The sequence below is a fragment of the Bradyrhizobium sp. SZCCHNR1098 genome (assembly GCF_032489375.1).
GTDB lineage: Bacteria > Pseudomonadota > Alphaproteobacteria > Rhizobiales > Xanthobacteraceae > Bradyrhizobium.
In genome coordinates this window covers 47934-70813 of sequence record NZ_JAUEXY010000010.1, presented here as the reverse complement: position 1 = coordinate 70813, position 22880 = coordinate 47934, and the positions used below count along the sequence as shown (strand labels likewise).

The window sequence follows — 22880 nt, the reverse complement described above, 5'->3', positions numbered from 1 at the left end:
TGCTGACGGGGCTGGCTCTGCTCAGGGAGATTCACAATGATCGATCGCAGGATGGTTGTTCTCGGCATCGGCGCCTCGTTGTCGGGCGCGACGCTCACGTCGCAGGCTGCTCATGCCGACAATGCGGTGAGCAAGATGACCGCCTATCGCTTCTCCTTCCCCGCGCTGGCCGGTGAGCCGATCCGGCTCGCCGATTTCGCGGGCAAGCCGGTGCTGGTGGTCAACACGGCCTCCCAGTGCGGCTATACCCCGCAATACACCGGCCTCCAGAAGCTGTGGAGCGAGTTCCATCAGCGCGGGCTAGCGATCATCGCAGTCCCCTCCAACGACTTCAACCAGGAGCCCGGCATCGCGGGCGACATCGCCGAGCTGGCCAACAAGGAGTACGGCGTCACCTTCCCGATGACCGCAAAAGCGGTGGTCACCGGTTCCAACGCCCACCCATTCTACCGCTGGGCCGCCGAGGCGCGGCCCAAGGAGACGCCGCGCTGGAACTTTCACAAATATCTGATCGGCCGTGACGGCTACATCACCGACGTGTTCGCCTCCTCGGTCGAGCCGACGGATACGCGGGTCAAGACCGCGGTCGCCCGGCTGCTGGCGGACGGCTGAGCAACACTCGGCAGGAATGCGGCGGAAGCCGGCAACTTCCCCCGTGTTTTTGCCTCGTTTCCTTTTGGCGCCCATCCGGCAGCTGGGCTAGTATCCCCAACCGGATGACGGAGCGACTCTCGACGCTGGCGCTCCCGTTGCAACAACCCCGAGGAAACACGATGCGGATTGCAGCAGGATTGGTGTTCGCGAGTTCTTTGGCGGCTTCGCTGTTGACGTCTGGCGCGGCCTGGTCGCAGGCGCAGCGCACGGCGGCGGCGCCGACCCCGGCTGCTGCTGGTCCCGCACCGGCCCCTGTTCCCGCCGTGGCCGCCCAGACGCAGCCGCCGCGCGCACCCTGCATGAACCCCGATGCGCTCGGCGTCGGCCGCACCGTCGAGATCGACACGACGGGCGGTCCGGGATTCGGCTTCGAGCACTTCAAGGACCTCGACTTCCTCAAGGATCATGAAGTGGTCCTGACGTTCGACGACGGCCCATGGCCGGAGAACACGCCCAGCGTGCTCAAGGCGCTTGCCGACCAGTGCACCACCGGCATCTTCTTCATCATCGGCAAGCATGCGACCTATTATCCGGAGATCCTGAAGCAGGTCTACAATGCCGGCCACACGGTCGGCACGCACACCTGGTCGCACGCGGCGCTGACCAACAAGAAGCTGACCGAGGATCAACGCAAGGAAGAGATCGAGCTCGGCATCAGCGCCGTGAAATGGGCGCTCGGCGGCAATTCGCCGGCGCCGTTCTTCCGCTTCCCGGCATTGCAGCATCCGCCGGAGATCGTGACCTATCTCGGCACCCGCAACATCGGCATCTTCTCCTGCGATCTCGACTCGTTCGACTTCAAGGCGCGCAATGCGCAGGCGGTGATCGACGTCACCTTCAAGAAGCTCGACAAGCTCGGCAAGGGCATCATCCTGATGCACGACTTCCACAAGCACACCGCCGAGGCCCTGCCCGAGCTGCTGCGCCGCCTGAAGGCCGGCGGCTACAAGGTGGTCGCGATGCGCGCCAAGGCGCCGGTGCAGTCGCTGCCGCAATATGACGAGCAGCTCAGCAAGGTCGCGAAGCTGCCGACGGTGAGCCAACGGCCGGTCTCGAGCGTTGTGACGACAGTGTCCGAATGAGACAGGATTCCTTTCGTCAGTGACCAAGCTTCGTCTCGAAGGTTACGTGATCGTGTCGGCCGACGGGATGTTGGCCGACGCGAGCAATGCGATGCCGCCCGCCCTGAAATTTCCCGGCGACGCCGCATTCTTTTCCCAGGCCCTCGATGGCGCCGATCTGATCGTCCACGGCCGCAACTCCTATGAGGACCAGCCGAATTCGCCGAAGCGCCGGCGCATCGTCGTGACCGGCAAGGTCGCGGGGCTGGCGCCGGATCCGGAAAAGCCGCTCTCCACCCTTTGGAATCCGGCGGGTGCCTCGTTCGAAGCCGCCTGTGAAGCCGCGGGCGTCGGCTCTGGCACGGTGGCGGTGATCGGCGGCCCCGTCGTGTTCGAGATGTTCATGGACCGCTACGAGACCTTCTTCCTGTCGCTCGCGCCCCACGTCTCCCTGCCCGGCGGCGCGCCGTGCTTTCCCGGCATCGGTCCCGACCGTTCGCCGCAGCAGGTGCTGACGGCCCACGGCTACACGCCCGCCAATCAGCTGATGCTCGATCCCGTCCACGACGTCAGCGTGACCGCCTGGAAACGCACCGCTTGAGGCTCCCCTCTAGATGTCTCCATACGCGCTCTGCTCCGGTGCCTTCGGACCCTTGCCGTAGCCGAAGATCATGAACAGCGCGCCGATGATCGACAGGTTCTTCAGCGCGTCGATCAGGGTCTTGGCGTTGTCGGGCGGGGCCTGGTTCCAGAAGTCATGGAAGTAGAAGATGGTCGCGCCGACGAACACGATCATCAGAGCCGCGAAGAAACGCCCGAGAAAATTGAGCGCGATCATCACGCCGGCGAGCACCTCGAACGCGCCGGCCGCGATCGCCAGGATCTGCGGCATCGGCATCCTGGCAGCGGCCTCGAGCTGCGCCGCATAGGGCGCGAGCATCGTGGGAATCGTGACCTTGGCGGCGATGAGATCGGCGGTGGCGGGAATGCCGAACAGCTTGGTCGCGCCCGTGTAGATGAAGATCACGGCGAACAGAACGCGCCCGAATGTAATGAAACCCGGCATTCTCGCCCTCACGGATCAACTTCAAACGATGTGTCGTCGGCCCACCGGGCCGGATATGTGACGTCGCGAACGCTTTTCAACAATAAAGGCGGGCGGAATACGACCGAAACCGGACGAATTCCGCCACACTTCGATCACGCCAACAACGTCACGCAAACAGCGTCGGCTGCGCCCTCCCCGCCCGTTCCTGGGCTTCGACCGCGGCCACCGCCGTCATGTTGAGAATGCCGCGCGCCGTCACCGACGGCGTCAGGATGTGCGCCGGGCGCGCCGGGCCGATCAGGATCGGCCCCACCGGGACCGCATCCGCCAGCACCTTGATCATTTGATAGGCGACGTTGGCGGCGTCGAGATTCGGCATGATCAGGACATTGGCCGAGCCTTCGAGATCCGAATGCGGCAGGATCGCCTTGCGCGCGGTCGCCGACAGCGCGGTGTCGCCCTGCATCTCGCCGTCGGCCTCGAGGTCGGGACGATGCTGCTTCAGCAATGCCGTCGCCTGCCGCATCTTGCGCGAGGACTCGGTGTCGTAGCCACCGAAATCGGAATGCGAGACGAAGGCAATCTTCGGCTTGATGTTGAATCGCGTGACGTGGTTGGCCGCGAGCGACGCCATCTCGGCGAGCTCTTCGGCCGTGGGATCCGGCCGCACCTGGGTATCGCCGATGAAATAGGCGCCCTTGCTGGTGATGGTGAGCGCCAGCGCCGCGTAGTCACTGACCCCCGGCATGAAGCCGATGATCTCACGGACGTGGCGCAGATGGCTCATGTAGCGCCCCTCGACGCCGCAGATCATCGCATCCGCCTCGCCCCTGACGACCGCGAGCGCCGCGATGACCGTGGCGTTGGTACGCACCACCGTGCGCGCCGCATCCGGCGTCACGCCGCGCCGTCCCGCGATCTCGATGTAGCTCTGCACATAAGAGCGGTAGCGCGGATCGTCCTCGGGGTTGATCAGGTCGAAATCACGCCCGGCCTTGATCGACAGGCCGAAGCGCTTGATGCGGGCCTCGACCACGCTGGGACGACCGACCAGGATCGGCCGCGCCAGCTTCTCCTCCAGCACCACCTGGGTGGCGCGCAGCACACGCTCGTCCTCGCCCTCGGCATAGATCACGCGGACCGGCTGCGTCTTCGCCTTGGCGAACACCGGCTTCATGACCAGGCCGGAGCGGAACGCAAAACGTTCCAGCAGCGCGGTGTACTCGTCGAAATTGGTGATCGGCCGCGTCGCGACGCCGGACTCCATCGCCGCCTTCGCCACCGCCGGCGCAATGCGCAGGATCAGGCGCGGATCGAATGGCGAGGGGATCAGCGAACCCGGACCAAAACCCTGCGTCTCGCCGGTGTCGAAGCCGCGGCTGACCGCGTCCGACGGCGGGTCCTGGGCAAGCTGCGCGATCGCGTCGACCGCCGCCTGCTTCATCGCCTCGTTGATGGCGGTGGCGCCGACGTCGAGCGCGCCGCGGAAGATGAACGGGAAGCAGAGAACGTTGTTGACTTGGTTCGGGAAGTCCGAGCGCCCGGTGCAGATCATCGCGTCCGGCCGCGCCGCGCGCGCCTCCTCCGGCATGATCTCCGGGTTGGGATTGGCCAGCGCCATGATCAGCGGTTTCTCGGCCATCTGCTTGAGCAGCTCCGGCTTCAGCACGCCGCCGGCGGACAGCCCGAGGAAGATATCCGCGCCGCCGATCACCTCGGCCAGGGTCCGCTTGTCGGTCTTCTGCGCATAGACCGCCTTCCAGGGGTCCATCAACGTGTTGCGGCCCTCATGGACGACGCCGTCGATGTCGCAGACCCAGATGTTCTTGCGCTGCGCGCCCATCGAGACCAGCAGATTGAGGCAGGCGATCGCGGCGGCGCCGGCGCCCGACGTCACGATCTTGACCTCGGAGAGTTGCTTGCCGGCCAGCGACAGCGCATTCTTGATCGCGGCGCCGACGATGATCGCGGTGCCGTGCTGGTCGTCATGGAAGACCGGGATCTTCATGCGCTCCTTGAGCCGCGCCTCGATCTCGAAGCACTCCGGTCCCTTGATGTCCTCGAGGTTGATGCCGCCGAAGGTCGGCTCCAGCGCCGCGACCGTCTCGACCACCCGATCGATCGTGTCGGCCGCGATCTCGATGTCGAATACGTCGATGCCGGCGAATTTCTTGAACAGGACCGCCTTGCCCTCCATCACCGGCTTGGACGCCAGCGGGCCAATATTGCCGAGGCCGAGCACGGCGGTACCGTTGGAGACGACGGCGACCAGATTGGCGCGCGCGGTCAGCGTGGCGGCCTCGGCCGGGCTGTTGGCGATCTCGGTGCAGGCGGCGGCAACGCCCGGCGAATAGGCCAGCGCCAGGTCGCGCTGGTTGGCGAGCGGCTTGGTAGCCTGGATCTCCAGCTTGCCCGGCCGTGGCAGCCGGTGATAGGCCAGGGCTGCGGAACGAAGATCTTCAGAATAGGACGACGACATACGTGCTCCAGCGTTTCCGACCCGGATTTTTGGTCTCTTGAGTCTCGGTCAGACGTCGGTTTTTCCGGCCGGTGGAAGTGCATGTGATGCACGTTGGGCGGCTTTCATGCAACATCCGAAACCATGTTCGCCGGCATCCCGGGCCAGCGATTCCCCAGTTCGCAGAAGCACATCCCTACTCCATCGATTTCATTGAGACCATCATCACTTGCTGCCTAAGCCTTGGGCGGAGCACATCAAATGACCCGTATCCTGATCGGAATTCTCACGGCTGCCGCGCTGGCCGTCGCCGGCTTCGTCGGCGTGCCCTGGTACGCCCAGAGCCGCGCCGAGCGCGAGGTCGAGGCCAGCTTTGCCCAGATCCGGCAGAGCGGCGCCACGGCCACCCATGGCAAGGTCGCCTTCGACCTGTGGAGCCGCAAGTTGACCATCGCCGACGTCAAGCTCGAATCGGCCGCCGCCCAGCCGCCGGCCAGCGTCACGCTCGGCACCATCACCGCGACCGGGCTGAGCCAGCCTGATTCCGAGCATGTCACGGCCGCCAGCATCGAGATCAGCGACATCGCCATGGCCGGCCAGATCCCCGGCCCGTCGCCGCTCCGGCTGAGCTACAAGCTGCCGCAACTGCTGGTGAAGGATTATGCCGGCCCGGCGCGGTTCGCCGCGCTCCCGGCCGGCGCCGGCATGCTCGAGACCTCCCGCGCGCTCGCCCAACAGCTCGCCACCATCAGCGCCACCTCGGCCACGGTGCCGCGGGTCACCGGCACGATGGAAGGCGGCCCCTCGGTCGGGCCGACCGAGTTCGGCTATTCCGGGCTGGTGGTGGACGACATCAAGGGCGGCCGCATCGGCAACTACAAGATCCAGGAGGTCACCTTCAGCACCGCGGCGCAACCGCCGAACGGCAAGGTCGAGACGGTGCGCGGCCGCATGCTCGACGTCGTGACCAAGGACATCGACGTCAACGCCATCGTCGCTCTGCTCGCGCCCGAGTCCGCCACCGACGATCGTGTCGTCCGCCTGAGCGGCGTCGCCGGGGCAGGCCTCTACGAGATCACGTCCGATCTCGGCATGCGCATGCACATCGACAGCCTCACGATGGACCAGTTCGGCGTGCGGCCGTCGCGCATTCAACTGCCGGCGCTGGTCGCCGCCTTGACGCCGACCTCGCCGCGAACGAGCGCCATGACGCCGGACCTCATCGACAAGGTGGCCAGCATCTATGACGGCGTCCTGTTCAAGAACGTCGAGGTCAAAGGCCTGGCGGTCGAGACGCCCGACGGCCCGGTCAAGGTCGCGCTGACGCGGTTCGACCTCGACGACGGCAAGGGCGACGTCGCGTTCGAGGGCTTCGACGGCCGGACCCCGAACGGACCGGTCAAGCTCGGCCGCTTCGCCGTGAAGCGCTTCGACATGGGCGGCCTGCTGCGCCACACCGCCAAATTCGCCGTACCGGGAGCCAAGCCAGGTCCGGCCGAAGCCCTGGCGCTGTTCAAGCTGATCGGCGGCATCGAGCTGAAGGCGCTGACGACGTCCTACAAGGCGAGCACCAAGCCGGTCCAGATCGACAATTTCAGCCTCGACTGGGGCCAGTTCGTCGGTCCCATCCCGACCCAGGCACACCTGGTCGCCAAGATGGCAGGACCGCTCGATGCGTCCAATCCGGCCTTGCTGCCGCTTCTGGTCGCCGGCATCGACACCGCCGCTTTCGACGCCGATCTCGGCCTCGGCTGGACCGAGAGCTCGGGCGCGTTCGCGCTTCAACCGTTCAAGCTCGAGGTCAGCAACCTCATCGCAGCCTCGGCCAGCATGTCGCTGTCGCAGGTGCCGCGCGACGTGTTCACCATCGACCTGCAGCAGGCGACGACGGCCGCGGCGCAGATCGAGGCCAGCGGGCTGGAATTGACCCTGCGCGATCTCGGCGCGGTCGACGTGCTCGTCGCCAATTATGCGCGCGGTCATTCGATCACGCGGGACGCCGCGCGCAAGGCGCTGGTCGACAGCATCAAGGCAATCGGCGCGCAGGTCGCGGCCGACAACATCGATGTCGCCGGTGCCGTCGATGCCATCAGCCGCTTCGTCGAGCGGCCGCACCAGACCTTCACGCTGAAGCTCTCGCCGCGCGCCAAGGTCCCGGCCCTGCAGCTAGCCCAGCTCATCGCCATCGACCCGCCGAGCGCGCTGGCGCAGTTCAAGATCGAGGCGCAGACCGCGCCGTAACTTGAGCCGTGACGTGGAAGGAGGAGCGAGTACCCGCCTCTCTCCTCCGTCATTCCGGGGCACGCGCAGCGCGAGCTCGGAGTCCATAGTCACGACTCTGCGCGAGGATCGAGACGCCTGAACGCACGACATTCTTCACCAACTACTGTTCGGGAGTATGGATTCCGGGCTCGCGCTGCGCGCGCCCCGGAATGACGACGGAGGGATTCCGCATGGGCTGACATCGGCGCCGACGGTGAGGACCGCGCGGGACCCATGACGTCCGCTCTCACCATGTCGCCGATTCATGCGCATGAACTCAACCCGCGCCTCCACGATCTCGCGGCTTTCTCCGCCCGAGTTCGTCCGGTCGTTCGGCCCTCTGCCATTCGAAGAGGGCGCAGGGAATGCCGGGTGAAGGCCTCACCCATGGCCCGCCTGCGAAAAAAAATGCAGGCGGCAGGTACCACAGGTGCTGCCGATCATCCGGCATTCCCTGCGCGGTGGGCTTTTCGGCTGCTTCGCGCTCTCCCCGGGGACCGGCTTGTTTGCCCCCGTCATTCGCGCAATGCCGGAAGGCATCGGCGCGAGCTTGACACCAGCATCGGGGTGTCAGGACCACGCGACTTGACCGCCCGCAACCCGCCGTTCGTCCGCGCGCTCACACGCGTTGCGACAGACTGCGGCCACCGCCTCCCCGCCTCACGTCTCGTGACGACCGCGAACCGTCCCTCTTCATCGAGGCGGGATGGCCGGAAATGTGAAGGCGATTTGCCCGACGGTGCAAGCGGAATGATTGCGACAAACTAACACGACGGGCAGTTTGCGCATGGCGGGGATGCGGGGATTGCCCGTCGGCCACAGAGAGACGCAGGATATCACTCAATAGTCAACGACTGACATCTAGCGAGGCGGTGCTTGGCCTTGAACCCATCTGGGCGGATTGGCGTCCGAAAACCACGTTTGGTCTAGACCGACGTGTGTCCTCCGGATCCCGAGAGTACGATACTCAACTAGTGGATGGATCGTACCTCTAAACTGACTCCCAGTAGCGTTGGTGATCGGACATCGGAAGAACCATTTCTGTCCAGGCCGCATGTCCACGGGGCGCACGGCATCCTGAAACTTGATGTCGCCATCCGTTTTGTTGTTCAGAATGATATTACCGATCTGCAGCGAGCCACCAGGGCTGGGGCTGCACGAGAGAACGACGTCGGTCATGCTGAGCAGCCAACTGGGGTTCCTGACAACATACGGAAGTGCGAACGGTAACGTGTCCGGACCTTGCAGTTCGATTTCGGGAATGGTCTGGGAGTAAATGCCAAGCACGCCCGAGACGGCGGCCACCGCCCCGGCGAGGAGCTTCCAAACCTTTTTGAGCCTCGCCCAGAGCCTTAGCCAATTACGTGATGGTTTCGGCGGCTCGCTTTTCGGGGGATCTGGCTGCTTGGGGCGCGGCTTTACTCTTGGCCCTTTGGACTTTCCCATGGCGTGCAGTTGTCTCAGCCTCTCTAATCTACCTTAGCACGCGGCTCATTTAAGGTCTGACAGTCCACCGGATGTCCACCGGAATCGCTCTTTAACTGCCTCCGACCGGAGCCTACGGACCAACCGCCAGGTAAGTCGCGGCAGCCTGAAACAACGCTGCTACGGCCGCTGCCGTTGCCGCGGCCGAACTCAGTCTGCTCTGCCGGGTGAGGGCAAGCGCGAGCTTCTGCAGGTCGTCCGCCTGTTCTGGCTCGACATCACTATCGAGGTTAGCCGCTATGTGGCCGAAGTCGATTTGACGGACGGATTTCGGAGTGGGAATCCTTGCAGACCAAAGCCACAACGCTGCAGCTACAAGAGCAAAGGACGCTGACGTGTAGTTCAGACCGCTACTGGTTATGTTCATAAAGGTGTCCCGGCGGATGGACCTGCCCGTCGATCCGGTGGCTTCGGCGCAAGCTTATCTCGTAGCCGAGAACGCAGACAACCACCAAGCGCGCCTACAAGTTGACCTAACGTATTTTCAGGCCAAGCGTGACAGCTCCGCGATAGAAGCGCTGGCGCCGGCTGCCGCCAGGTCTTCGAGTGAGATATCAATAGGAGGCAGCGTGGCTCTTTTGATCCGAGGTGTTATAGAAAGAAGATGGTAGTTTGGGGCCGTCTACAGTCTCAGACCGCCTCGATAGCAGCAAACCCCGTCGGGCTACTTCGCCCGCTCGTCGAACTGGCCTAAAAGGCACGACCTTGGCGTAACACGAAATTCGCCGCATGCCCAACCTGCACACCTTCCTCTTGTTCCTCTCCGCCGCCCTCGTCGTCGCGCTGACGCCCGGCCCCGGCATCTTCTACATCGTGGCGCGCACGCTAGCCGGCGGGCAGAGCGAGGGGCTGGCGTCCAGCGTGGGGCTCGGGCTCGGTGGCCTCGTGCACGTGTTCGCCGGCGCGGTCGGGCTGTCCGCGCTGATGATGGCGAGCGCGGAAGCGTTCACCGCACTGAAGATCGCCGGTGCTTTCTATCTCATCTGGCTCGGCATCAAGACCTGGCGTGAGGCCCGGGTCACCCAGCCGGCCGAGGTGACGCCGACCGGCAGCCGGCGCGCGTTTCGCGAGGGCATCATTGTCGAGGCGCTGAACCCGAAGACGGCGGCGTTCTTCCTCGCCTTCATTCCGCAATTCGTCGATCCTGCAGGGCACGTCGGCGCGCAGTTCGTCGTGCTCGGGCTGATCTCGGTAACGCTCAACACCAGCGTCGACCTGGTCGTGACGTTCTGGGCCGCCAAGGCGCGGCATCGTCTCGCCCACCGGCCGAGCCTCGTGATGCGGATGCGGCAGGCGTCCGGCGCCGTCATGTGCGGCCTCGGTGGCGCGCTGTTGCTGGCGCGGCGCACGAGCTGACGACCAGGCTGGCATTGGCGCCAAGTCACGTTGGGCGCCAAGTCACGTTGCATACACGTTGCCGCGGCGTGCCGGCGTGGCCGTGCCCGCGCACACGAGCCGACGCCGCTTTGCGGCCACCCCCTGCCGGGCTAGTCGCGATAGCGGCAGAGCTCGTCGCCATTCTCGTATTCGTAGCAGATCTTGACGCGCCGGTAGGGCCGATCCCCCTCGGAGCTGCGCGCGCGACGATCCATGTCGTCATCATCGCGCTGCATTCGCGCGTTTCGGCCCGTGGTGCGATGATCCATGTCCTGATCCATCATCCGGCCCATGCGGTGCTGGCGCATCCGATCCATGTCCATGCGATCCATGCCCATGCGGTCGTCGTCGCGCTGCTGTGCCGTCCAGTCGCGGTTCACCCGCGTGTCTTCGGCACTCTGGCGCTCGCGTTCACGAGCCCGGTCCGACTGCTGGGGCGTACGTTCCGGCTGCACCGGAACGGCCTGGGTTTGGCCGGCTCCCGGCGTGCTGTCGGCCTGCTGAGCGGACGCTCCCGCGGAGAGGAGACAAGAGGATATCAATAGGACGGTCGCTGCTGTCGGAACGCGCATGGTTCATCCTCCAAGAGAAGGCTGTCTAACCGTGCGGGTCAGCGTTGGTTCGAACGACACCTGTTCTTTCGATGCTGCACCGCAGAGCAGATGACAACCGGACGCAGAAGAGAGCTGGGAGGCTGAGCAGGGCGGTCGCTGGTTGCTCTCTGGCGTCAGCCCGAGATCAGGTCGTGGTTGATTCCACGCCGGCGCCAATATCGCGCGCGCAGCCGCGGTGCGATCTGCCACGAGACAATGGCTGACAGCACCACGCTCAGGGCAATCATGACCGGCATTGCGAGCATCGCGTGATTGCTGAGCGGCGTGAGAAGAATCGTCAGAACTCCCGCACCGAACAGCACGGCCTGAACCATCATGAAGACCATCGCCGAAATCTGTGATCGCATGGACATTGCGGTCGCTCACGGTTGTTGCGCCTGCAAGTCAATGAAGTATCCGTCGAACAGTTCCGGCTCACCATGGTCTCGAGGTCGGATCCGTGTCGCCCGGCCGGCCGCAAGCCGGCCGGGGGGACGTCGTTTGCACTGCGGCGCTGACGGGGGACGACAAGCTCGGCTGCGTCGTGCCGCCCCCCGCCCGTCATTCCAGCTCGATCGCCTGGTAGGTGCCGGTCTCGTCGAGCGCGGTGCCCCAGATCTTGTGCGAGGCCTGGTGCTCGGCGCGTCCGAAGGAGAGCTTGCTGCCGAGCCCGAGGTCGATGCTCTGCATCGACTCCAGCGTGTCGACCAGTCGCTCGGTCTCGAGCGGCGTTGTCTGCTTCAGCGCCTGGATCAGGATGCTCGCCGAGATGAAGCCCTCGAGCGAGGTGTAGTCCGGCGCCTCGCCGGGGAAGTACTTTTCCAGCGCGGTCTTGTAGTCGAGCACCAGGCTCGAATAGCCGGCGACCGATGGAACGCCCTGCGTGACGATGACGCCGTTGGTGTATTTCGAGCCGAGCAGCTTCAGCTCGGCGGCGAGCGACGACGATCCGACCGCCGAGATGTTGGCGTAGATCAGCCCTGGAACCGCCTCGTGGGTCTTCTCGATGAATTTCGCCGCCGCGCGGTCGGTCGCGATCATGATCACGGCCTTGATCGGTGGCTTGGTCTGCGCCTTCAGCTTGCCGACGGCCTCGTCGACGTCGAGCGAGCCGCGCGGGAAGCCGTAGCGGATGATCGGATCGGTGATGCCGAGCGCGCGGAATGCCTTGGCGACGCCGTTGGCGCCGTCGTCGCCATAGGCGTCGTTCTGCGCGAATACGGCGATCTGCTTCGCCGGGATGCGCTTGACCTTCATCAGGTAGCGCACGATCGCCGCGGTCTCTTCGGCATAGCTCGCACGATAGTTGAAGACGTAGCGGTCGGGCGGATCGCGGCGGACGACGGCGGAGCCGCTGTAGGGCGCGAAGAACAGCGCGCGGCGCTCCAGCGCGTAGGGGATCGCCACCGCGTTGTTGGCGGTGCCCATGTTGCCGATATAGCCGAACACCTGGTCCTTCTCGTAGAGCTGCGTCATCGCACCCAGCGTCCGCGTGGGATCATAGCCGTCGTCGGCAGCGATCAGCCGCAGCTTGCGGCCGTTGATCCCGCCGGCGTCGTTGGCGCGATTGAAGGCGGTCTCGATGCCGAGCTTCATCTGGCGCGCGGACTCCTTGCGGACTCCGGAGAACGGGATGACGGTGCCGAACCGGATCTCGGTGTCGCTGACGCCGTGCGGAAGCGGAGGCGGCAGGTTGGCCGTGGGCTGCGTCGACGCGGCTGCGGTCGAGGGCGCCAGCGCGAAGGACAGCGACGGAGCCGCCGACTGCTGCTGGCTGAGCGACCGCTCCAGCTCCGCCAATTGGCGTTCTGCGGTCTGACAGCTCACCTGCGAGGACGCGACCCGGCCGCGGCCCTCGGCGATGTAGCTGTTGAAGGTGCGAATGAGCCCATCGCGCTCGCCGCCGTTCGAAGAGCCCTGGCGGATCACTTCGCTGAACTGATCGATGATGGTCTGGACGCGCCCCTGGGCGATCTCGCGGCACGTCGCGGCCTGGCCGACGACCGGACCGACGCGGGCGGCGAGATCACGAACGACATCGGGGGAAATGGGAGCAGCGGAGGCGGCAGGGACGAAGAAGCAGGTTCCGAGAAGGAGCGCACACCAGCGAACGGTCATTTTGAACTATCCGTCTTCTTGTGATTGGTTGGCTAAGTTCACACCATGAGTCAGACAGGCTTCCTATTAAAGACAGGTTGCATGACACCGCAATATCCATTCGGCCGATCGCGGTCGCCTGGAACTCATAGCGGGGCGCACCGCTCGATCGTGTTTCGCGCCGCGTCGCGCAACCCGCCGAACTAACAGGCGGCACGAACGATTAGTTCTCAGAATCAACAGTTTGCCGCGGGGCATGGCGACCGGCTTCACCGGCCGGTCGAAGAGCTCAGCGCGATGCGCGAGGCGCCTCCGGAGTCGCCTGGACGCCATCGGACGCCCGGATGAAGTTGTTCGCAGTCTTAACCAGCATTAACGCGAGACCATCAAATGCCGGGCGACGCCTTCAAGGCTGGGTCATCTTGCGCCGCAGTCTCGAGTCACCGGCGACGACATGCCGCAGCTCAGCATCCGATAACGACGAGGTGAGACTGAATTGACGGGAGAAGCGTCCTGACCCGCCGGCCCATCGCTGGCTCGCTGCCGATTTTGGCGATAGCAGCAGATCGCAGCTCATAGCGGTGGGAAGAGGTTCGTGATGCCATGGAAGAATACGACGATGGAGTTCGGTGCGATCGCCAAGCTCTTCCACTGGACCGGCGCCGCGGCCTTCATCGCGGCCTATGCCGTCGTGTACTATGTCATCTGGTTCATGGATGACACGTCCCCGGACGCCTTGCCCGTGCTCAACGTCCATTGGGTGCTGGGCATGATCGTCGGCCTGTCCGTCCTGCCTCGCCTGCTGTGGCGGCTCGTCAACGTTCAGCCCGATCAGCCGCATGCATCACATGCCGAGGCGTGGCTCGCGCACGCGGCGCATTGGGGATTGTACGTGCTGCTGATCCTGATGCCGCTGACCGGCTATATCGGCACCGATGCCGCCACCGACTTCGGAGCGTTCGCGCTGCCGAACTTCCGTGAGACGGCGCTATTCGGCTGGATCGAGACGCGCTGGGGGATCACCTGGGAGGCGTTCGAGCCGCCGGTCGACGCAATCCACCATGTCGTCGGCAAATGGATCGCGTGGATCGTGGTGGCCCTGCACGTCGCGGCCGCGCTGTTTCATCACGTCGTCCGCCGCGACGGCGTCCTGACACGGATGCTGCCGGGCCGTTCGGCCGCGTGAACGATGCGCGACCCGTGACGACCGCTCTGCGATCCCCACACGATCGTCATTGCAAGGAGCCGCAGGCGACGAAGCAATCCAGAGTCCTCGTGCCACCCCGGATTGCTTCGCTGCGCTCGCAATGACGAAGATTCGAGCATCACCCTCAGTCCGCCGAACTACTTGTTCGGCAGGTTGGTTTTGATGTGCAGCTCGCGCAGCTGCTTCGTGCTGGCTTCCGACGGCGCGCCCATCAGCAGGTCCATGGCCTGCTGGTTCATCGGGAACAGCGAGATCTCGCGCAGGTTGGTGGTGCCGCAGAGCAGCATCACGATGCGGTCGACGCCGGCGGCCATGCCGCCATGCGGCGGGGCGCCATACTGGAAGGCGCGGTACATGCCGCCGAAGCGGTCGACCACCTCCTGCTCGCCATAACCTGCGATCTCGAACGCCTTCACCATCGCCGCCGGCTTGTGGTTGCGGATGCCGCCGGAGGCGATCTCGTAGCCGTTGCAGGTGATGTCGTACTGGAACGCCTTGATGGTCAGCGGGTCCTGCGTCTGCAGCGCCTCCAGGCCGCCCTGCGGCATGGAGAACGGGTTGTGCGAGAAGTCGACCTTCTTGTCGTCCTCATTGTACTCGTACATCGGGAAGTCGACGATCCAGGCCAGCTTGAACTGATCCTTGTCGGACAGGTTCAGCTCATCGGCGACCTTGTTGCGGGCGAGGCCTGCGAACTTCCAGAACTTGTCGGGATCGCCGGCGACGAAGAAGGCGGCGTCGCCCTCCTTGGTGCCGAGCTGGCTGCGGATCGCAGCCGTGCGCTCCGGACCGATGTTGTTCGCCAGGGGACCTGCGCCCTCGCCGCCCTCGCGCCACATGATGTAGCCGAGGCCGGGCTGGCCCTCGCCCTGCGCCCACGAGTTCATGCGGTCGCAGAACGCGCGGCTGCCGCCGGATGGCGCCGGGATCGCCCAGACCTGGTTCTTGGGGTCCTCGAGCATGCGCGCGAACACCTTGAAGCCGGAGCCGCGGAAGTGCTCGGAAACGTCGGCCATCTCGATCGGGTTGCGCAGATCAGGCTTGTCGGAGCCGTATTTGCGGATCGCCTCGGCGAACGGGATGCGCGGCCAACCCTTGGTCACCGGCTTGCCCTTGGCGAAGTCCTCGAACACCCCGGTGATGACCGGCTCCATCGCCGCGAACACATCCTCCTGCTCGACGAAGCTCATCTCGACGTCGAGCTGGTAGAACTCGCCCGGCAGGCGGTCGGCGCGCGGATCCTCATCGCGAAAGCACGGCGCGATCTGGAAGTAGCGGTCGAAGCCCGACATCATCAGCAGCTGCTTGTACTGCTGCGGCGCCTGCGGCAGCGCGTAGAACTTGCCGGGATGGATGCGCGACGGCACCAGGAAGTCGCGCGCGCCCTCCGGCGACGACGCGGTCAGGATCGGCGTCTGGAATTCGAAGAAGCCCTGCTCCTTCATGCGCCGGCGCATCGAATCGATGATCGCGCCGCGCGTCATGATGTTCTGGTGCAGCTTCTCGCGGCGCAGGTCGAGGAAGCGGTATTTCAGCCGGATGTCCTCGGGGTACTCCTGCTCGCCGAACACCGGCAGCGGCAGCTCGTCCGCGGGGCCGAGCACCTCGATGTCGGACACGTAGAGCTCGATCTTGCCGGTCGGCAGATCGTCATTGTCGGTGCTCTTGTTGTCGGCGCCGGCCGGGCGGCGGCGCACCTTGCCCTCCATGCGCACGACCCATTCCGAGCGCAGCTTCTCGGCCAGGCTGAACGCCGGCGAGTCCGGATCGACCACGCATTGGGTGATGCCGTAATGGTCGCGCAGGTCGACGAACAGGACGCCGCCATGGTCGCGGATGCGATGGCACCAGCCGGACAGCCGGACCGTCTCTCCGATGTTGCTCTCGCGGAGCGCGCCGCAGGTGTGGGTCCGGTAGCGATGCATGGTCGTCCTGAATGGTCGTCGTGAGGAGAAGGAATCGGCGCAGCCCTTAAAGGCGCGCTCCGAATGCGCGCAGGGTTTAGCCGAGCCGCCCCGGCGCGGCAACCGCAGGAACGGCTCCTTTTCCGCCTCGCAGCGGGGAAAAGGCCGCCTCGCTCGAGCCACCGATGCAACCAGGCGCGCTGCCGCCGAATTGAGCTGGTGCTGAAACGCTCATCTGGCGGCCGTTTGGGCTCGAAAAGCGGCCTCCTCGCGCCTATCTTGGACGGTATGACCGTGCATTTCCCCTTCCAGAACTCCTACGCCGCGCTGCCGGACAATTTCTTTGCCCGGGTGGCGCCGACCCCCGTCGCAGCGCCTCGTCTCATCAAGCTGAACCGGCCTCTCGCCGCGGAGTTGGGGCTGAACCCGGCCGAGCTGGAGACGCCGGAGGGCGCCGAGATCCTGGCCGGCAAGACCGTGCCCGAGGGAGCCGAGCCGATCGCGATGGCCTATGCCGGCCACCAGTTCGGGCATTTCGTGCCGCAGCTCGGCGACGGCCGGGCGGTCCTGCTTGGCGAGGTCGTCGACCGCAACGGCGTCCGCCGCGACATCCAGCTCAAGGGCTCGGGGCCGACCCCGTTCTCGCGCCGCGGCGACGGCCGCGCCGCGCTGGGGCCGGTGCTGCGCGAATACATCGTCAGCGAGGCGATGGCGGCGCTCGGCATCCCGACCACCCGGTCGCTGGCGGCGGTCGTCACCGGCGAGCAGGTCTATCGCGGCACGGCGCTGCCCGGCGCGGTGCTCACACGGGTCGCCACCAGCCACATCCGGGTCGGCACGTTCCAGTATTTCGCCGCGCGCCAGGACACCGACGCCGTGCGCCGGCTCGCCGACCACGTCATCAGCCGGCATTATCCGGACCTCGCCGGAACCGAGCGGCCCTACCACGCTCTGCTCGACGCCGTGATCACGCGGCAGGCGCGGCTGATCGCGGACTGGCTGCTGGTCGGCTTCATCCATGGCGTCATGAACACCGACAACACTTCGGTGTCCGGCGAGACCATCGATTACGGCCCCTGCGCCTTCATGGACGGCTATGACCCGAAGCAGGTGTTCTCCTCGATCGACGAGTTCGGCCGCTACGCCTTCGCCAACCAGCCGCGCATCGCGATGTGGAACCTGACCCGGCTCGCCGAATGCCTGCTGCCGCTGTTCGGCGACGACAAGGACCAGGCGATCAAGGAGGCCGAAGCCGCGCTCGACGGCTTTGCCGCCCAGTTCACCGACGCGCACCAGGCGGGGCTGCGCCGCAAGCTCGGCCTGTTCATGCAACGCGAGGGCGACCAGCCGCTGGCGCAGGCATTGTTCGATGCGATGGCGGCGGCCCGAGCCGATTTCACGCTGACGTTCCGCCGTCTCAGCGACGCCGCCGGCAGCGGCGATCTCAGCGAGGTCCGCGCCCTGTTCGAGGATCCCACGGACTTCGACGAATGGGCTCAGCGCTGGCGCCGGCGCCTCGCGGAGGAACCGCAGACGGCGGCGGAGCGGGGCGAAGCCATGCGCAAGGTCAATCCGGCCTTCATCCCGCGCAACCATCGCATCGAGGCGGTCATCACCGCGGCGGTCGAGAACGACGACTACGCGCCGTTCGAGGAACTTCATGCGGTGCTGGCCCGGCCGTACGACGACCAGCCGGACCAGGCCGCCTATGCCGAGCCGCCGCAGCCCCAGGAACGCGTGCTGCAGACGTTCTGCGGCACGTAAACGGCAAGCTCCCTGCCTTAACCTCGCGTCCACCATCGCCGGCGTCACGCCCGGGTCCTTAAGAAACGATCAACGCAGCCCCGACAAGTTGAAGCAACAAGTCGGGAGGTCGCGCACGTGGACGCGCTGGTGTTCGAATTCATGGGTCTGGCGATGATCGCCTTGTGCCTGATCGTGCTCGCCGTGCCCTCGGCGCGGCGGCCGTCGGGCCGCGTCCGGCATCACTGAGGCCACCCCGGACCGCCGATCGTCAACCATAGAGCGATCAGCTGACACCGGAGCGCTTGCGTTCCGGGCGGATTGGGCCGACAAGCGAGGACGAATTTCGTTCCTTCCCCTTTGCCGACACCCTTGACTTGTCAGCGTTTTCGGACGACGGCGTAGGTGCCTCGTCATGGATCGTTCATGGACTTGATCACCACCACCGCGGACCTCGCGGCCGCCTGCGCCCGCCTCGCCCAGCACCCGGTCGTCACCGTCGATACCGAGTTCCTGCGGGAGACCACCTACTACCCCCTGCTCTGCGTCGTGCAGATGGCGAGCCCGGACGAGGCCGTGGTGATCGACGCCCTTGCCGAGGGCATCGATCTCAAAGCCTTCTTCGAGCTGATGGCGAACGAGAAGGTCCTGAAGGTCTTCCACGCCGCCCGCCAGGACATCGAGATCATCTGGCACCGCGCCGGCATCGTGCCGCACCCGATCTTCGACACCCAGGTCGCCGCGATGGTGCTGGGATACGGTGACAGCATCGCCTACGACCAGCTGGTCGAGCGCATCACCGGCCACCGCCCCGACAAGACCCACCGCTTCACCGACTGGTCGCGGCGGCCGCTGACCAAGGAGCAGGCGCATTACGCCGAGGCCGATGTCACCCATCTGCGCGACGTGTTTGCCGCGCTCGATGCCGACCTGAAGAAGCGCGGGCGGAGCGACTGGGTCAGCGAGGAGATGGAGATCCTGACCTCGCCGAAGACTTACGACTTCCATCCCGAGCGCGCCTGGGAGCGGCTGAAGACGCGGGTCCGCAAGCCGAAGGAGCTCGCGGTGCTGATCGAGGTCGCGGCCTGGCGCGAGCAGGAGGCGCAGAGCCGCGACGTGCCGCGCAGCCGCGTGATGAAGGACGACGCGGTCGGCGACATCGCCACCCATGCCCCGACAACGATCGAGAAGCTCGGCAATCTGCGCTCGCTGCCCAAGGGCTTCGAGCGCTCAAGATGGGGCTCCGACATCGTCGCCGCCGTGCAGCGCGGGCTGGCGCGCGATCTCGCCGCCCTGCCCAAGCTGGAAAAGCCGCGCAACAACTCCAATGGCGCTGCGATCGTCGAGTTGCTCAAGGTCCTTCTGCGCATGACCTCGGAGCGCCATGCCGTGGCGAGCAAGGTCATCGCCACCGTCGACGATCTCGAGCAGATCGCCGCCGACGACAATGCCGACGTTGCTGCGCTGCAGGGCTGGCGCCGCGAGCTGTTCGGCGAGGCCGCGCTGGCGCTGAAGCACGGCAAGCTCGCGCTCGCGATCGAGAAGGGCCGCGTCGTCCGGGTCGACCGGGCCTGACGGGCATCGCAGCGGCTACGGCCGGCTACGTCTTCCGGAGTTTGCCCAGTTGATTGCAGCAGGCGGCACGGCCGCCCATAATGCTGCCCATCATTCGGCGCTGGTCTGCCCCCTCAACTCCGCCTCGATTGTCTGAGACACCTCAACCAGAGCCATCGAAAGAATGTAGGCGCTGGTCGGCAGATTGAGCTGGCGCGCTTTCGAGATGGCCGCCTGGAGGCTGCTCGCCAGCTCTTTGAGCTCTTCCTCTCGGGTCATGTCGTGGTCTCGATCCTGGAGCTGCCGCGTGAGCAAAGACGATTGCGAACCGCCGGAACAGAAGCTGCTGCGGCTGCTCAGCGAGAATCCGGTCGACCTGCACGTCGTCGAGGCCCTTCGCCTCGTCGTCGCATTCAACAAGATCAGCGATCCGGCCGATCGCCGTATGATTATCGATCTGACCGAACGACTCGCCTCAGGATGATACCGCCAATATCCGCCGCGGTCACACCGCGAGCCGGCCGCCGGCGCCGATAAGCTCGGCACTGTCGAGGACGCCGGCAAAATTGCCAATCACCTTGGTTACAACCAGCTTGTACAACGCAGCGTCGCCGGCACAAGCCTGCCGGCATGCGACGGCGTCTCCGATCACCTGATAGCGGTGGCTGCGGTGAAAACCGTCCACCACCGTCGAGAGGATCGTCTCGTCCAGCGAGAAGCCGAGCAGCACGCAGCGCATGCTGCGCATGTTCGCCATGTACTCGGCGAACCGAGCCGAGCTATAGGCCGACGGCAGTGGATGCTCGAACGCAAGCTCCCCTGGGGTCGGCTTGAAGTCCGGAAGCCAGTTCGTCAGGTTGGAGGCCGGATTGAACCAGGCCGCCTGTGCGATCCGCTTGAGATGGACGACCGGCCACAGGTTGTCGCGCCAGAGCGCGATCAACTGCCGGCACCGCGCCGTGACGACATCGCCATCGGCGATCAGATGCCTGCGTCCCTCGGCGAGATATTCGCATTGCAGATCGGCGCAGACGAGAACCGGCGGATCCACCTCGGTGGCACCGAACAGATCTCGGCTCGACATCACTGTCTCGCTGCGGCGAAGTCGCGCAAGGGCGAGGACGCCGGCCGGCCGGCCGAGAGATCGAGCACGCCCGGCCGGTCCCAGTCCCCTTCCGGACGAATGATCATGTAGGGATCGCTGTCGAGCGTGATCGCGTCGTCGCACGGCTCAAGGTCCAGCACCATCTCAGTGTATGAGAAATCCGAGAAGGTGAGCTTGCGATTATGGCCGAGCGGCTTGGCGCCGAAATGCGCCCAGAAATCGACGAGACGATCCTGCGCGTGGCCATAGGCCTTCTTGAAGCCCTTGCGCCTGCAATAGTCGAGCGCCTCGCGAACCAGCTTGAACGACAGTCGCGAGCGCCTGTACTGATGGCGCACCGCGAGCCGCTCGACCTTGGCGAAGTCGCCGAAGAAGCGCACGCGCACGCATCCAGCCGGCTCGTTGCCGACGAAACCGAGGAAGTGGGCTGCAACCAGATCGTTGCCGTCGAACTCCTCTTCCATCGGACAATCCTGCTCGGTCAGGTAGACCGCCGAGCGGATCGCCGTGACGAGCATGAGGTCATTCGGATCACGCGCGATGCGCACCGTGATCGCGCGCGGATTTGTCTTTGCCGCCCTGGCCGAACTAATGCTTTGCATCCGCGATGCTCCCTTGTCCGAAACTCGTGATCGACTGGATCGAAGGCGCGATCATCTCGGGCAGCCGGTTCCACGGCCGCTGATACCACCAGAGATCGGGCTGAAAGCTTGGAACCGGCGTGAAGCCGAGTGCGCCGAGAAACGCGCGCCCTTCCGGACTCGACGGTTGTGCGTAGTAATCGGCGGCGCGAAATCTCGCGCCTTGCAGCGCCTGCGCGACGTTGCCGAGACCGATTGCTCCTCGCCCTTGCGCGACGAGCGCCCAGACATAGATGGCAGCTACGTCTTCGTCCGGCCGCGCCAGAAATCTGCGCGGCGGATCATTCAAATTGAACTCATCCAGGAGCAACGCATCGAGGCCTGAGCAGTTGAGATAGAGGAAGGCGATGCCGCCGAGCAAGTTCCTGCCGCGGTAGAGCGCGAAGATCGAGTCCGGATCGTGCCGCAAGAACTCCGCAAGTTCGTGTTCCGAGGCACGAACGCCCGGTATTTCCCGGCGTGCGAGCGCCGCGAGCTCGCCGAGCCGATCGAGCGTGACCGCCTGAGCCGTGACCCGATCCGTCCGCGGCAGCGCGTCGAGCTGATGTCGCAGCGTGAATTCTGTGCTTCCGCGGTGCAGGTTCTGCATCTATGTTTCCAGCTTGGCTTTGATAACGTCATCATACTTGTCGGGGCTGGAGTGTATGCGGCAACATTTGCATCGGGGTGCTGCATCCACGCAGCACAGGAAGTCTGACGAAACGCTTAACCCTTCATGGGAGGATTTGAGAGCATTTCTGCTTTGTACGCGTCACCGCAGCTTCCGAAACGCGGCGGATGTTCTCGGACTGACCGGCACAACCCTGATGCGCAAGATCGACCGGCTCGAGGACGAGCTCGGATTCAAGCTCTTCATCCGTGATCAATCCGGCCTGTCGCTCAGCGACGAGGGACGATCGTTGCTGTTCGACGTCGAGCAGATGGAGCGGCTGAGCTTCAACATCTTCCGGCGCGCCTCGCTGTCGACCGACACTCAGGGGTCGGTGCGCGTCGCCGTGACCGAAGGCCCCGGCAATTTCTGGATCCTGCCGCGACTGATCGATTTCCAGAAGACCTATCGCAGGATCACGGTCGATCTGAGCTGCGCGATGCAGCAGGCCGACGTGTCGCGGCTGGAGGCTGACATCTCGATCCAGTTCGAACGGCCGACCAACCCCGACGTGATCGTTGTGAAGCTCGGCCGCCTGCACATCTACGGCTTCGTGTCGGAAGCCTATCGCGACGCGCATGGATTGCCGACATCGCTGGCGGATCTCAAGAACCACCGCATCATCAAGCAGCACGGCGTGCAGCTCGACGAGACGGGCTATGCGCGCATCCTCGGCTTGGAGTCGCTCGAGGGCATCGTCGGCATCTCCACCAATTCCAGCGTTGCCGTGCTCTACGCGGTCGAGCGCGGCGCCGGCATCGGCTTCCTGCCGACATCGGCGGTCGCGCTCGGGGCGCCGCTCGTTCCGGTCGATCTCGGCATCAACTACCACATGGATCTGTGGCTGACCTATCACAAGGAGTTTCGCAACTCCGACCGGCACAAGGTCGTCATCGACTGGCTGAAGCGCATCTTCGATCCGAAGGTCCATGCCTGCTTCCGGGACGAGTTCATCCATCCGCTGGAGCTCGTGCCTCTGATGGCGTCCGCGCGGGATGTCGTCGGCTTCGGCGGCTACGTCGCGCCGAAACCGGTCTGACGA

Annotated in this window: 20 protein-coding genes; 10 read left to right on the top strand and 10 right to left on the bottom strand. The window is 65.2% G+C overall.

The genetic code is table 11. The annotated features are described in order from the left end of the window. Positions 1 to 36 precede the first annotated feature (36 nt). The 3 genes from QX135_RS21285 to QX135_RS21275 all read left to right on the top strand — a co-directional run bounded on the left by QX135_RS21285 (position 37) and on the right by QX135_RS21275 (position 2316). A complete protein-coding gene (locus tag QX135_RS21285) occupies positions 37 to 612 on the top strand; it encodes a glutathione peroxidase (RefSeq protein ID WP_315813669.1) in 576 nt (191 codons plus the stop codon). A 161-nt stretch (positions 613 to 773) separates the two neighbouring features. Next, positions 774 to 1736 (top strand): polysaccharide deacetylase family protein, encoded by a 963-nt coding sequence (locus tag QX135_RS21280; protein WP_315813668.1) that lies wholly within the window; start codon positions 774 to 776, stop codon positions 1734 to 1736. A gap of 19 nt (positions 1737 to 1755) precedes the next feature. After that, positions 1756 to 2316, top strand: a complete 561-nt coding sequence (locus QX135_RS21275) for a dihydrofolate reductase (RefSeq protein WP_315813667.1) — start codon at positions 1756 to 1758, stop codon at positions 2314 to 2316. Between the two features lie 9 nt (positions 2317 to 2325). Here the strand turns inward: QX135_RS21275 and QX135_RS21270 are convergent, their stop codons facing one another. Then, the gene (locus tag QX135_RS21270) at positions 2326 to 2781 is read right to left on the bottom strand and encodes a DoxX family protein (protein ID WP_315774570.1); all 456 of its coding nucleotides are present in this window, start codon (positions 2779 to 2781) and stop codon (positions 2326 to 2328) included. Positions 2782 to 2929: 148 nt separating this feature from the next. After that, a complete protein-coding gene (locus QX135_RS21265) occupies positions 2930 to 5242 on the bottom strand; it encodes an NADP-dependent malic enzyme (protein WP_315755711.1) in 2313 nt (770 codons plus the stop codon). A gap of 240 nt (positions 5243 to 5482) precedes the next feature. Between QX135_RS21265 and QX135_RS21260 the strand changes: the two genes are divergently transcribed. Both QX135_RS21260 and QX135_RS21255 read left to right on the top strand, forming a co-directional pair. Next, entirely contained in the window at positions 5483 to 7462 is a 1980-nt protein-coding gene (locus QX135_RS21260; RefSeq protein WP_316182501.1) for a hypothetical protein, read from the top strand. Positions 7463 to 9697: 2235 nt separating this feature from the next. Then, positions 9698 to 10324: a LysE family translocator gene (locus QX135_RS21255; RefSeq protein WP_316182503.1), complete on the top strand. Its 627-nt coding sequence runs from the start codon at positions 9698 to 9700 to the stop codon at positions 10322 to 10324. 131 nt (positions 10325 to 10455) lie between these two features. Here QX135_RS21255 and QX135_RS21250 read toward each other — a convergent pair whose 3' ends face one another. From QX135_RS21250 to QX135_RS21240, 3 genes are all read right to left on the bottom strand, one after another. Next, complete coding sequence (locus QX135_RS21250) at positions 10456 to 10917, bottom strand: hypothetical protein (protein ID WP_315777505.1); 462 nt, start codon at positions 10915 to 10917, stop codon at positions 10456 to 10458. Between the two features lie 155 nt (positions 10918 to 11072). Next, positions 11073 to 11312, bottom strand: a complete 240-nt coding sequence (locus tag QX135_RS21245) for a hypothetical protein (protein WP_316182505.1) — start codon at positions 11310 to 11312, stop codon at positions 11073 to 11075. A 187-nt stretch (positions 11313 to 11499) separates the two neighbouring features. Next, on the bottom strand, positions 11500 to 13056 hold the full coding sequence (locus QX135_RS21240; RefSeq protein WP_315739440.1) for an ABC transporter substrate-binding protein: 1557 nt from the start codon (positions 13054 to 13056) through the stop codon (positions 11500 to 11502). Positions 13057 to 13633: 577 nt separating this feature from the next. Here QX135_RS21240 and QX135_RS21235 point away from each other — a divergent pair. After that, complete coding sequence (locus QX135_RS21235) at positions 13634 to 14221, top strand: cytochrome b (protein ID WP_315798815.1); 588 nt, start codon at positions 13634 to 13636, stop codon at positions 14219 to 14221. Positions 14222 to 14379: 158 nt separating this feature from the next. Here the strand turns inward: QX135_RS21235 and aspS are convergent, their stop codons facing one another. Beyond that, on the bottom strand, positions 14380 to 16167 hold the full coding sequence (aspS, locus tag QX135_RS21230) for an aspartate--tRNA ligase (protein WP_315755719.1): 1788 nt from the start codon (positions 16165 to 16167) through the stop codon (positions 14380 to 14382). A gap of 267 nt (positions 16168 to 16434) precedes the next feature. Here aspS and QX135_RS21225 point away from each other — a divergent pair, with 267 nt between their 5' ends. Together QX135_RS21225 and rnd are read left to right on the top strand one after the other, a co-directional pair. Then, complete coding sequence (locus QX135_RS21225; RefSeq protein WP_315777501.1) at positions 16435 to 17910, top strand: protein adenylyltransferase SelO; 1476 nt, start codon at positions 16435 to 16437, stop codon at positions 17908 to 17910. 405 nt (positions 17911 to 18315) lie between these two features. After that, positions 18316 to 19464 (top strand): ribonuclease D, encoded by a 1149-nt coding sequence (rnd, locus tag QX135_RS21220; RefSeq protein ID WP_315739434.1) that lies wholly within the window; start codon positions 18316 to 18318, stop codon positions 19462 to 19464. Between the two features lie 90 nt (positions 19465 to 19554). Here rnd and QX135_RS21215 read toward each other — a convergent pair whose 3' ends face one another. Further along, positions 19555 to 19722, bottom strand: coding sequence for a hypothetical protein (locus tag QX135_RS21215; RefSeq protein WP_316182508.1), 168 nt, complete (start codon positions 19720 to 19722; stop codon positions 19555 to 19557). 28 nt (positions 19723 to 19750) lie between these two features. Here QX135_RS21215 and QX135_RS21210 point away from each other — a divergent pair, with 28 nt between their 5' ends. Further along, complete coding sequence (locus QX135_RS21210) at positions 19751 to 19927, top strand: hypothetical protein (protein ID WP_316182510.1); 177 nt, start codon at positions 19751 to 19753, stop codon at positions 19925 to 19927. Between the two features lie 21 nt (positions 19928 to 19948). Here QX135_RS21210 and QX135_RS21205 read toward each other — a convergent pair whose 3' ends face one another. From QX135_RS21205 to QX135_RS21195, 3 genes are read right to left on the bottom strand one after another with little or no spacing between them, the layout of a single operon-like run. Then, positions 19949 to 20527 (bottom strand): isochorismatase family protein, encoded by a 579-nt coding sequence (locus QX135_RS21205; protein ID WP_315739431.1) that lies wholly within the window; start codon positions 20525 to 20527, stop codon positions 19949 to 19951. Continuing rightward, complete coding sequence (locus QX135_RS21200; RefSeq protein ID WP_315739430.1) at positions 20527 to 21150, bottom strand: GNAT family N-acetyltransferase; 624 nt, start codon at positions 21148 to 21150, stop codon at positions 20527 to 20529. The genes QX135_RS21205 and QX135_RS21200 overlap by 1 nt, the downstream gene beginning before the upstream one ends. Beyond that, positions 21137 to 21778 (bottom strand): hypothetical protein, encoded by a 642-nt coding sequence (locus QX135_RS21195; RefSeq protein ID WP_315739429.1) that lies wholly within the window; start codon positions 21776 to 21778, stop codon positions 21137 to 21139. The genes QX135_RS21200 and QX135_RS21195 overlap by 14 nt, the downstream gene beginning before the upstream one ends. A 55-nt stretch (positions 21779 to 21833) precedes the next feature. Between QX135_RS21195 and QX135_RS21190 the strand changes: the two genes are divergently transcribed. Continuing rightward, the gene (locus QX135_RS21190; protein ID WP_315739428.1) at positions 21834 to 22877 is read left to right on the top strand and encodes a LysR family transcriptional regulator; all 1044 of its coding nucleotides are present in this window, start codon (positions 21834 to 21836) and stop codon (positions 22875 to 22877) included. The last annotated feature ends 3 nt before the right edge of the window (positions 22878 to 22880 follow it).